This window comes from Pseudomonas sp. SCPG-7 (genome assembly GCF_002156405.1).
In the GTDB taxonomy this organism is placed as follows: domain Bacteria; phylum Pseudomonadota; class Gammaproteobacteria; order Pseudomonadales; family Pseudomonadaceae; genus Aquipseudomonas; species Aquipseudomonas parakoreensis.
The window spans coordinates 260,689-271,206 of the sequence record NZ_MVOO01000009.1 but is presented as its reverse complement, the minus strand read 5'-3'; the positions used below and the strand labels follow the sequence as shown (position 1 = coordinate 271,206).

The window sequence follows — 10,518 nt, the reverse complement described above, 5'->3', positions numbered from 1 at the left end:
CCACCCCTTCAAGTCTAAACATACAAGCGAGCCTGCTCGCGAAGGGGCCAGATCAGCCAACACTCAGCCCCAGCCCTTCATGAAATCAATGAACGCCCGCACCTTCAGCGGCAAATGCCGGGTATCCGGGTACAGCGCATACACCCCCTGCTGAGCAAAACGGTAATCGGCCAACAACCGCACCAATCGCCCCGCCTGCAGATCATCCTGAATCAGCCACTGCGGCAGAATCGCCACGCCTTGCCCGGTCAACGCAAACGCTCGCAGCGTCGCCGAGTTGTCAGCGACGATGGCGGTAGTCCCCGGTTTGGGCTGGTAAACATGCTCGGTACCCGCCGGGTCGGTGACGGTCATTTCCGGGACCCGGCCATGGCCCAGCGTCGGCATCGACTCCAGCGTCGCCAGCGTGGCGACCGGCGCGAAGCGCTGGACCAGTTGCGGCGCCGCCACTGCAAACACTTCGAACGTCGACAACTGCACCGCGCGCAGACTGGAGTCGTGCATCCGGCCCAGGCGAATCGCCAGGTCAAAGCGTTCGGAGATCAGATCGGCGTGGGTCGAGGACGTCGACAAATGAATGTTCAGTTGCGGCTGTTGCTGACGAAACACCTCCAGCGCCGGCACCACCTGAGCCAAGGCGAATTCCACGGTGGTGGTGATGCGCAACGTGCCCTTGAGTTGCGCATGCTCGGAGCGCGCCTCCTCGATCGCCAATCGTGCTTCGTCGAGGGTGCGCAGACAGCGGCGATAAAAGCGCTCGCCGGCATCGGTCAGGGCCAGTTGCCGGGTGTTGCGCGTGAGCAGCGTGACGCCCAATTCCTCTTCCAGGCGCTTGAGGTTGAAGCTCACCACGGCGCGGGTCTGGCCCAAGGTATCGGCGGCGGCCGTCAGTGACCCGGCCTCGACCACGGCTTTGAAGGTGTCAAAACGGTCCAGGCTGACCATCTCCGGCGCACTCCCTGTCAAAATAATTTTGACAAACTAGCAGGCAAACCCGCGTTTTCCTAACGTCCGAACCGCCCTACCCTGCACGCCTCATCACAGGGAAGCTGCCATGGCCTATCGCTCGAAAGTCGCGCTGGTGTATTTGTCCGGGTTCGCCCTCGACCTGCTGAACATGTTCGCCGCGAGCATTGCCTATCCGGACATCGCCCGGGAATTACAGGCATCGGTGACGCAATTGGCGTGGATCACCAACGCCTACATGCTCGGGCTGACGCTGATCATTCCGCTGAGCGTGTGGCTGGCGGCGCGGGTTGGCGAGCGCCGGCTGATTCTCGGTTCGCTGCTGCTGTTCGGCATCGCCTCGGGCCTGGTGGCCCAGGCCGGATCGATTGAAAGCCTGATCGGCTGGCGACTGCTGCAAGGGCTCGGCGGCGGATTGTTGCTGCCGATCGGGCAGGCCCTGGCGTATCGGCAATTCCCGGCGGCGCAGCGGGCACACCTCACTGGTGTGGTGTTGCTGGTCGCGCTGTTGGTGCCAGCCCTCTCGCCGGCGGCGGGCGGCCTGATCGTCGAGGCCTTGTCATGGCGCTGGATTTTCTACCTGAACATGCCGCTGGCGCTGCTCGTGTTCGCATTGGGTCTGTTGTGGTTGCAAGCGGATCAACCCACCACCGAGCGTCCGACGCTGGACGTACGCGGCCTGCTGCTGGCGGTGGCAACCCTGAGTCTGTTGTTGATGGCCGTGAGTCTGGCGAGCGCGCCCACGACCCGACATCTTGCGGGCGGCGTGCTGTTGATCGGCGCCATCACCTTATGGCTATACCTGCGTGATGGCTGGCACAAACCCGACGCGGTGCTCGACCTGCAACTACTCAAGAGTCCGTCGTTGCGCTTGGCAATGCTGATTTATCTGTTTGTGCCCGGGGTGTTTACCGGCACCAACATGATTGCCGTGTTGTACCTGCATGACCTCGGCTTCGGCGCCGCGCAAACCGGTGCGCTGATGCTGTCCTGGGCTGCTGCCTCGGGCGTGGCGATCATGCTCGGCAAACGCAGTTTCAACCGCATCGGCCCCAAACCGTTGCTGATCGCCGGAATGCTTTTGCAATGTCTGGGCATTGTCTTGTTGATGCGCATCGAGCAGCCCACCGCCGCGCCGTTGATCATCGCCTATGCCTTGATGGGACTGGGCGGCAGCCTGTGCAGCGTAACCGCGCAGACCCTGGCATTTGTCGGCATCGCGCCGGAAAAAATGGCCCACTCCAGCGCGCTGTGGAACATCAATCGCCAGCTCGGTTTCTGTCTTGGCGCCGCGCTGCTCAGTTCGCTGTTGGGCGCATTGGGCGGCGACGGTTTCCGCTACTGCTTTCTCGCCGCCGCTGTGCTGACGCTGTTGCCAATGGTCCCGGTGCTGCGTTTCGATGCGAGCAAAGTGCTCGCCCTTCTGAGCCCACCTTCCCTTCAGGAAAAATCCACATGATTGACTACAACGAATATTTTGATGAAGTGATCCAGGCCCACCTGGTCATCGAACGCTGGTTTGCCGTGGAGCAGGATTCGGCGGAACTGGCGCGTTTGCTGAGCCGGTTCTCCACGGATTTTTCCATGGTCACGCCGCTGGGCCGGGTGCTGGATCTCGAAGCCTTGCGCGGGCTGTTTCAGCCAGCAGGCGGGAAGAAGCCCGGGTTCCGGATCGAGCTCAGTGAGCTGCGCGGGATTGCCCTGCATGCGCATGGCGCGACGTTGAGTTATCGCGAGAAGCAGAGCGATGCGAGCGGGTTGCACACCGATCGCCGGTCTACGGTGGTGTTTGAAAAGAGCGAAGACGGGCGGGTGTTGTGGCGGCATTTGCAGGAGACGTCTTGCCAAGGCTGATGGAATCCCATTGTGGCGAGGGAGCTTGCTCCCGCTCGGCTGCGTAGCAGTCGCCAAACCTGCCTACGCGGTGTGCCTGACCTCACTGGCGAGCAGGTTTTGGGGCTACTTCGCAGCCCAGCGGGAGCAAGCTCCCTCGCCACAGGGTTACTCGACAGCGTCCTGCTTCACCACCACCGTACAAGTAATCCCCGCCGCCAGCAACACTCCCTCCGGCACGTCATCGATGTGAATGCGCACCGGTACCCGCTGCGCCAGGCGCACCCAGTTGAACGTCGGGTTCACGTCGGCGATCAGCTCGCGGCTTTCCGGGTTGTCGCGGTCGTAGATGCCGCGGGAAATGCTCTCCACGTGGCCCTTCAACACTTCGCCGCTCATCAGTTGCATGTCAGCCTTGTCGCCTACGCGCACGTGCGGCAGTTTGGTCTCTTCAAAGAAGCCGTAGACCCAGAACGAGTTCATGTCGACCACGGCCATTTTCGCTTCGCCAATGCGCGCGTAGTCGCCGCGATGCACGTTGAGGTTGGTCACGTAACCGTCCACCGCCGCGCGCACTTCGGTGCGTTTGAGGTTGAGTTCGGCGGCTTCCAGTTGCGCTTGCGCGTGTTGGTAATCGGCCAGCGCGGCGTCGGCGATGTTGCTGGCGTCGTCGCGGTTTTCCTTGGAGATCACCAGGTTGTCGAGGTCGGCGCGGCGATGCGCGTTGACCTTGCGCATCTCCCATGTCGACTTGCGCGAAGCGACCAGCGACTGCGCCTGCTTGACCGCGATGCGGTAGTGCTCCGGGTCGATCTGCATCAGCAGGTCGCCCTTCTTCACCAACTGGTTGTCGCGCACCGGCACATCGATGACTTCACCGGTGACGTCAGCCGCGACGTTGATGATGTCCGCCCGCACCCGGCCGTCGCGGGTCCACGGGGTGTTCATGTAGTGCTCCCACAGGGTCCGGCCAATCCACAGTGCCAGGGCCAGCACCAGCAGGGTCGCGAGCAGGCTGAAAAACTTTTTCATCAGAACGTTCTCAACGGTAGACAGTCAGCGCCATGGCGCCGAACAGACAGGTAAACAGACTCAGGCGCAGCAGCGCCGGGTGCCAGAAAAAGCGGTACAGGTCGAACCCCGAAAGGAACCGGTCCAGCGCCCAGGCCAGCGCCGCGGCGACAAAAAACATCAGGGTCATGGTCGGCATGTACACGCCGTGGAAAGCAATTTCACGAGGCATGGGCAAGTCCTTCGGGCTTGGCGACGGCGTAGGCAGCGAGTGGTGATTGCGGGTCGAGCAACGAGGTGCGGATGAAGTGCAGATAGCTCTTCACCCGACGCAGCGCGGACGTGTCGAAGTGCGGCGCGAACGGCTCGTCGGTCGCGGCGACCCGGCTGATCGCGTGATCGACCGCGACCAGTGCGCGCTCCAGATTGCTCGGGTTCGGTTGCAGAAACAGCCGCACCAGCGCCCGGCCCATCACGCGAATGGCCTGGCGCCACGGCTGCGATTCGGCATACGCCGGGTGCACCGGGAGGATTGCCTGTTCCTTGCGCAACTCGATGATCGCGTGGCCGACTTCAAGCACCACAAACATCCAGCGCAGCAGGTTTTTTTGTACCTTCGGCTGGCCGGCAGCGAGGCCGTATGCCTGATGCAACAGATCGCGGGTACGACTCTCGAAACTCGACGCCAGCCCCTTGAGTTTGCCGCTGATGGCGTAGACCACCTGACCGCGCAAATCCTGCTCCAGGCGCTTCCACAACCAGCGGCTGTTCGGCGGCAGAATGATTGCCCCCGCCGCCGCGCACACCAGCATGCCCATGACCATGGCGATGTAGTCGTTGATGAAGGTGTAGGGGTTGTAGACGGTCAGGTTGTCCGGCACCGAACCTGTGCTGAAGAAGATCAGCAGCCCCAGGCCGACCCCGGCATATTGCGGCCGCGACGTGAGGAACGAACCGAGCACGATCACCGGCGCGAGCATCACGCACAACAGCGGAAAACCGTCGATCCACGGAAAGATGAAAAACATCTCGACGAAGCCGATCAGCGCCCCGAGGAACGTCCCGCAGGCCATTTGAAAAGCCATGCGTTTCGGGTTCGGTGTGGCGGCGGACAAACCCACGGTGGCGGCGGCGATCAAGGTCATGGTCGCGCCGCTCGGCCACGCGGTGGCCACCCAATAGCTGCCCAGCACAATCAGGATGAACGAGGCGCGGATCCCCGAAGCCGCCGCGGCCCACCAGTTGGTTTGCGGGGTGAACGGCTCGTCCCAGCGCTCACGCTCGTGGCGGTGATCGGCCAGCGAGGCGTGGGTCTGTGCATAACTGTGCAAGTCATCGACGAAGCGATAGAGCAATTCGTAGGCGGTGTGGAAGTCCAGTTGCTCGGCTTCACTCGGAGCGGTTTCCTGGAAAATGCCGCGCAAGGTTCGCACGCGTGTCGACAGGCCTTCCTTGTAAGTCGCCAACGCCGTCGCCAGACGTGCCGCGTCGGGGCTGGTCAAGGCACGGCCACTGAAGCCGTCGAGCACTTCGGCCAGGTCCTGCAGGCCCGGTTTGATCGCGGCCACTACATGTTCTTCGCCGTTGCCGCGCAGGCGCTCGAGCAACTGATGCAGGGCGTTGAAGCGTGTGGTGATGCCCATGAACTCGCTGTTCAGACGACTGAGGCGACCGTTGCGCCGACGCATGTGCGGGTCTTCGAACACGGTCACGCTGCGCAGCCCTTCCAGGCCTACGGCTTCGGCGATGAAGCGCACGTTGCTCGCTTCGAACGACTCGGCCTTGCTGCGCCCGCGCAGGCCATCGGTGACGAACAGCGCGAACACACCGAAGCGCTGATACAGCGCGTTGCGCATGGCTGCGCTGGCGGTTTGCGGCAGGATCGCGGCGCTGATCACGGTCGAGCAGAGAATCCCCAACGAGATCTCCAGCACCCGCCACACGGCGGCCATGAACGCACCGTCCGGATGCGCCAGCGCCGGCAGCCCGACCATCGCCGCGGTGTAGCCCGCCAGGACAAAACCGTAGGCGCGAAAGTTACGGCAGCGCGCCGCCCCCGCCGAACAGATGCCAACCCAGATCGCCAGCGAGCCCAGGAACAATTCGGTGTTCTGCGCGAACAGCGCGATCAGCGTGACCATCATCGCCGACCCGGCCAGAGTGCCGAGAAAGCGATAGAAACTCTTGGCGAACACCTGCCCGCTCTGCGGCTGCATGACGATAAACACGGTGATCATCGCCGTGCGCGGCTGCGGCAGCTCCAGACGCATGGCCAGCCATAGCGTGAGGAACGCGGCGAGCAATACCTTGAAGATGTAGACCCAGGTCACGCCATCACTGCGCGCCCAGTCAAAGAAGCCACGGCGCCATTCCAGGGAGGAGAGCCAGCGTAGAGGTGCGGGCAAGGGAGTCATTTGGAATTGCTCGATAAATGAAGAAAAAGTCTGTGGATCACGCAATTTCTGTGGCGAGCGAGCTTGCTCCCGCTTGAGTGCGCAGCGCTCACAAGATTTTTGGGGCTGCTGCCCAGCCCAACGGGAGCAAGCTCCCTCGCCACAGGTTTGCGCATGCCGTCTGGATTGTGTTCACCGCAGCAGGGTCGGGGTTTTCGGGGCTGCTGTTTGCTCGGCAGTCGGCACGTCATTGCCCGCCCCGAGGCCGCCGCCCAGCGCCGTCACCAGCTCGGCATGCGCACTCAAGCGCGCCGCCTGCACCTGCTGCTGCACCTGCTGTTGCTTGAACAGCAAGGTCTGCGCATTGAGCACGTTGAGGTAATCCGTGAGGCCACGCTGATAAGCGATCATCGCGATGTCGTAGGTCTTCTGCGCAGTGGCCACGGATTCGGCGGCGAAGGCTTGCTGCTTGTCCATCGACTCGCGGCGAATCAACTGGTCGGAGATGTTCTTCAGCGCATTGACCAGCGTCTGGTTGTAATGCGCCACGGCGATGTCATACCCGGCGGACGCTTCGCCCAGCTCACTGCGCAAACGTCCACCGTCGAAGATCGGCAAGGAGATCGCCGGGCCGACGTTGTAGTTGAGCTTCTTGCCAGTCAAAAACTCCAGCGCCCCGCCGCCGGTGGCCATGTAGCCGAGGCTGCCAACCAGATCGACGTTGGGATAGAAACCGGCATGCGCAACATCAATACCGCGCGCCTGCGCCGCGACCTGCCAGCGACTGGCGACCACGTCCGGGCGTTGACCGAGCAACTCGGCGGGCAATGCCGACGGCAGTTTCAACGCAGCCCCCAGCGCCAACGTCGGCCGCTGCAACTGCGCCCCGTCGCCCGGACCTTTGCCCGCCAACGCGGCGATCTGGTTACGGCTCAGGGCAATTTCTTCGTCGAGCGCATCCAGTTGCCGATGGGTTTCAGGCAACGGTGTTTCGGCCTGACTGACTTCGAAGTGCGTGCCGATCCCGCCATCCAGACGCTTCTGCGCCAGATCCAGAATCTGCTGTTGCTGCTTGAGCGTCGCGGCGACGATATCGCGCTGGGCATAGTGCAGCGACAGCTCGATGTAGGCGCGCACGAGGTTGTTCTGCAATTCCAGCTGCGCCAGCCGTTCTTCGGCGGCGCTCATGTGCGCCAGATCCACCGCGCGTTCGCTGGCATTGCTTTCGCGGCCCCAGAGGTCGAGGGCGTAGCTGAAACCCAGCGCGGCGTTGTTGTCCCAGGTGGTGGTGTTGGCCAGCTCGCCCGGGCCGTAGAACTGGTCGGTCGGCCAGTTGTGGCGCTTGAGCGTCGACTCGCCATTGATCTGTAACGACTCGGCGGCCTCGGCGACACCGGCCAGCGCCTTGGCCTGACGCACCCGCGCCGCGGCCATGGCCATGCTCGGACTGCCCTGCACGGCGAGGTCGATCCAGTGATTGAGTTGCGGGTCACCGTAGGCTTGCCACCATTGTGCGGTGGGCCAATTGGCGTCTTTGGCGGCGTGGGCAATCGCATCGTCGGTGGCCAGGGTATTGGCCTCCAGTGCCTTGCCCTGCGGGGCAATTCCTCCGGTACCGATGCAGCCGCCAAGACCCAAAGTAAAAGCCAGAACACTGAGCGGCAAAAGCGCTCTGTTGATGCGACGCGGCACAGCTGCGAATTCCTGAAAGAGGATAAGGCGGGACGTGTTCCCTTCTGCAGGAGCTGGCGAAGGCTGCGATCTTTGATCCTGATTCCCTTAAAACAGAATCAAAAGATCGCAGCCTTCGGCAGCTCCTACAGGGAACGGCGCAATTCTAGGTGGGCGCCTTGGTGGCGATAAGCTGGGATTCCTGTGAATCTTTGTTACCGTTAACGAGATAATCCCTTGGTCGGGGGTCTCAGCCCCTGAAACTTCGTGTCACAATTTGCCATCTCCCTTGAGAGCACCCCATGGACACATTGCAAAACATGCGCGCCTTCAGTTGTGTGGCCGAAGCCGGCAGCTTCACCGCCGCCGCCGTGCAACTCGACACCACCACGGCCAACGTCTCGCGCGCGGTCTCCAACCTGGAAGCCCACCTGCAAACCCGCCTGCTCAATCGCACGACCCGGCGCATCGCCCTGACCGAGGCCGGCAAGCGCTACCTGCTGCGCTGCGAACAGATCCTGGCCTATGTCGAAGAAGCCGAAGCCGAGGCCAGCGAAGCCCACGCGCGCCCCGCCGGCCAACTGAAAGTGCACACCATGACCGGCATCGGTCAGCACTTCGTGATCGACGCCATCGCCCGCTACCGCAAGACCCACCCGGACGTAACCTTCGACCTGACCATGGCCAACCGCGTGCCGGACCTGCTCGACGAAGGCTATGACGTGTCCATCGTGCTGGCCAGCGAACTGCCGGACTCGGGCTTCGTCTCGCAACGCCTGGGCATCACCTACAGCATCGTCTGCGCTTCCCCGGCCTACGTGAAAGCCAACGGCTGCGCGCAAAAACCCAGCGACCTGCTGAACCACGCCTGCCTGCGCCTCGTCAGCCCGGTGATCCCCCTGGAAAAATGGGCCTTCAACGGTCCCGAAGGCCAGGAAATGGTCACCATCAACAGCTCGCCGTTCCTGGTGAACTCCGCCGACGCCATGAAAGCCGCGATCATCAGCGGCATGGGCGTCGGCGTCCTGCCGGTCTACGCCGCCATCGAAGGCCTGCGCAACGGCACGCTGGTGCGGATGATGCCCAACTACCGCTCGCAGGAACTCAACCTGTACGCGATCTACCCGTCGCGGCAATACCTGGACGCGAAGATCAAGACCTGGGTCGAGTATTTGCGCGGGTCACTGCCGGAGATATTGGCGGCGCACCAAGCGGAACTGGCGGCTTATGAGTTGAGTGGCAGCCTCGCAGGAGCCCGTGTCGCCAACTGATTTTCAACACGTCGCTAAACCTGTAGGGGCTGCCGCAGGCTGCGATCTTTGCCTTTGATGTTTAAAAATCAAAAGATCGCAGCCTACGGCAGCTCCTACAGAAGCGGTGATTTGACGGGAGTTTTCCGACAGGTTTTGACGGTTGTGGCTCGGAAGTGGGGTGGATAGGCTGGTTCGGTCGCTGACACATCAGCGACCGGGTCTGGAAAACCCGAAGGATCAAAGCACATGACATAATGCCGCGCTTTTTCAGCGCCGGTGTTTCAGTTATGGCGGCTGTACGTGGGAGACCCTCGGGTCTGCCGGGTTTGATCCTTTGCCGGTTTTTCCAGCCTGCGTACAGCTGCCACCCACTTCGCCTGGAAACGAAAAGTGGCAGTTCCATTTCGTTAAAAGGATCTTTGCCATGATTAAGCCTTCACCCAATCCGCCCCCAGCGGAAAGCACCTCCCCCTACGAATCCCTCGATTCAAAAAAGCTCCACGACGCCGCCGAGCGCGCCCTCGACCATTACCTGAAACCTTCCGCCGCTGCTGTGAGATTCCACAAACCCAGCAGCATGTTCCAGGTCGCCCCCGACATGGACAACGAAAGCCTGCTGGTCCACGCCTGCGAATCACTGGCCTCGGCAAGCATCATGACCAGCGATATCGCTGCGTATGTGGACAGCCCGCAGCGGCAGACGATACTGGCAATTCAGCAGATCATCATGCTGGCTGAGCTGGCGGTTAATCGGGTGCTGGATAATGTGGAAGTGAGCCAATCTGCAGCACACAGCTGAGCCATTGTGGGAGCGGGCGAGTCGGTTAGAGACTGGTCGGCTGTCAGGCCGCCATCGCTGGCAAGCCAGCTCCCACAAGGATTGACTGGATTCAGTTAGATCCAGGTCGGCTGTCAGGCCGCCTTCGCTGGCAAGCCAGCTCCCACAAGGACTGAGTGGATTCAGTTAGATCCAGGTCGGCTGCCAGGCCGCCTTCGCGAGCAAGCTCACTCCTACAGAAAAGCAAAGCAGTTCAGGCAGACCGCATGCTTTTCACCACTCAACAGGATGAGCGTTAGCTCGGCTGCAGCTCTTGATCTTGCCGTGCCGGCCCCATCGGCAGGCTGAGTGGAGGGGTTTATCCGGGGGTGGGAGCGCAGCGACCGTTTGGCGAAGCCAAAGGCATCGAGAGGAGGTGCAGCGAAGCAAACCGGAGGCGATGCCGCCGGATGAACCCCGCAACGAAGGAACCCGAGCCTAAGCGAGGGCCGTACGCCGGGGCCCAGCGTTTTGGTTACTTTTGGGCGTCTGCAAAAGTGACTCGCCGTAAGGGCGAACCCGCCAGCCGCAACACCCGAAGCAACGGATAAACACCCAAAACCCCAGGAGCATG

9 protein-coding genes are annotated in these 10,518 nt (G+C 62.2%); 4 read left to right on the top strand and 5 right to left on the bottom strand.

All coding sequences use genetic code 11. The features are described from left to right. Positions 1–63: 63 nt before the first annotated feature. On the bottom strand, positions 64–945 hold the full coding sequence (locus B1722_RS18590; protein WP_041064853.1) for a LysR family transcriptional regulator: 882 nt from the start codon (positions 943–945) through the stop codon (positions 64–66). A gap of 109 nt (positions 946–1,054) precedes the next feature. Between B1722_RS18590 and B1722_RS18585 the strand changes: the two genes are divergently transcribed. Next, complete coding sequence (locus tag B1722_RS18585) at positions 1,055–2,425, top strand: MFS transporter (protein ID WP_041064856.1); 1,371 nt, start codon at positions 1,055–1,057, stop codon at positions 2,423–2,425. Beyond that, positions 2,422–2,820, top strand: a complete 399-nt coding sequence (locus B1722_RS18580; RefSeq protein WP_041064859.1) for a DUF4440 domain-containing protein — start codon at positions 2,422–2,424, stop codon at positions 2,818–2,820. The genes B1722_RS18585 and B1722_RS18580 overlap by 4 nt, the downstream gene beginning before the upstream one ends. A 147-nt stretch (positions 2,821–2,967) precedes the next feature. Here the strand turns inward: B1722_RS18580 and B1722_RS18575 are convergent, their stop codons facing one another. The 4 genes from B1722_RS18575 to B1722_RS18560 all read right to left on the bottom strand — a co-directional run bounded on the left by B1722_RS18575 (position 2,968) and on the right by B1722_RS18560 (position 7,895). After that, entirely contained in the window at positions 2,968–3,831 is an 864-nt protein-coding gene (locus B1722_RS18575; RefSeq protein ID WP_086793846.1) for an HlyD family secretion protein, read from the bottom strand. Positions 3,832–3,841: 10 nt separating this feature from the next. Further along, the gene (locus B1722_RS18570; RefSeq protein WP_003221811.1) at positions 3,842–4,042 is read right to left on the bottom strand and encodes a DUF1656 domain-containing protein; all 201 of its coding nucleotides are present in this window, start codon (positions 4,040–4,042) and stop codon (positions 3,842–3,844) included. Next, on the bottom strand, positions 4,032–6,224 hold the full coding sequence (locus tag B1722_RS18565; protein WP_086793844.1) for an FUSC family protein: 2,193 nt from the start codon (positions 6,222–6,224) through the stop codon (positions 4,032–4,034). Before B1722_RS18565 ends, B1722_RS18570 begins: the two co-directional genes overlap by 11 nt. A gap of 171 nt (positions 6,225–6,395) precedes the next feature. Next, entirely contained in the window at positions 6,396–7,895 is a 1,500-nt protein-coding gene (locus B1722_RS18560) for an efflux transporter outer membrane subunit (protein WP_041064871.1), read from the bottom strand. A 281-nt stretch (positions 7,896–8,176) separates the two neighbouring features. On the opposite strand from B1722_RS18560, the gene B1722_RS18555 reads away from it, so the two are divergent. Further along, a complete protein-coding gene (locus B1722_RS18555) occupies positions 8,177–9,145 on the top strand; it encodes a LysR family transcriptional regulator (RefSeq protein WP_041064874.1) in 969 nt (322 codons plus the stop codon). 406 nt (positions 9,146–9,551) lie between these two features. Continuing rightward, positions 9,552–9,926 carry a DUF6124 family protein gene (locus B1722_RS18550; protein WP_041064877.1) on the top strand — a complete coding sequence of 125 codons (375 nt, stop codon included), beginning with the start codon at positions 9,552–9,554 and terminating at the stop codon, positions 9,924–9,926. Positions 9,927–10,518 lie beyond the last annotated feature (592 nt).

Coding starts and splice junctions, on each gene's coding strand:
- B1722_RS18590 (WP_041064853.1), bottom strand. CDS start 945: ATGGTCAGCCTGGACCGTTTTGACACCTTCAAAGCCGTGGTCGAGGCC.
- B1722_RS18585 (WP_041064856.1), top strand. CDS start 1,055: ATGGCCTATCGCTCGAAAGTCGCGCTGGTGTATTTGTCCGGGTTCGCC.
- B1722_RS18580 (WP_041064859.1), top strand. CDS start 2,422: ATGATTGACTACAACGAATATTTTGATGAAGTGATCCAGGCCCACCTG.
- B1722_RS18575 (WP_086793846.1), bottom strand. CDS start 3,831: ATGAAAAAGTTTTTCAGCCTGCTCGCGACCCTGCTGGTGCTGGCCCTG.
- B1722_RS18570 (WP_003221811.1), bottom strand. CDS start 4,042: ATGCCTCGTGAAATTGCTTTCCACGGCGTGTACATGCCGACCATGACC.
- B1722_RS18565 (WP_086793844.1), bottom strand. CDS start 6,224: ATGACTCCCTTGCCCGCACCTCTACGCTGGCTCTCCTCCCTGGAATGG.
- B1722_RS18555 (WP_041064874.1), top strand. CDS start 8,177: ATGGACACATTGCAAAACATGCGCGCCTTCAGTTGTGTGGCCGAAGCC.
- B1722_RS18550 (WP_041064877.1), top strand. CDS start 9,552: ATGATTAAGCCTTCACCCAATCCGCCCCCAGCGGAAAGCACCTCCCCC.